Genomic DNA, 223 nt, shown 5'->3' with positions numbered 1-223 from the left:
CGGCAGCGCAGGCACCGCGGGCAGGATGAGGTCGGTTCCTGCCAGGGACATGACTGCGCAGAGCATCAGTAGGACGAAGATGGTACGACGACGGGAGCCGCTTACCGGGCCTTCCCGCCGATCTTGAAGAGATGCGAGCATGATGGAAACTGTCTTTGATGTCAGGGAGGCCGCTTGATGCATCGTCTCCGGGCGGGAGAGGACGGCCAAGCCGAGTCCCGCT

General features: G+C 63.2%; 1 protein-coding gene. It reads right to left on the bottom strand.

The annotated features are described in order from the left end of the window. On the bottom strand, positions 1-210 hold a 210-nt coding region (locus E4K09_RS29835; RefSeq protein WP_204985749.1), incomplete at its 3' end, for a hypothetical protein. Between the last annotated feature and the right edge of the window lie 13 nt (positions 211-223).

It is taken from the genome of Microvirga pakistanensis, assembly GCF_004458765.1.
Lineage (GTDB): Bacteria > Pseudomonadota > Alphaproteobacteria > Rhizobiales > Beijerinckiaceae > Microvirga > Microvirga pakistanensis.
This window is presented reverse-complemented; position numbering and strand designations above follow the sequence as displayed.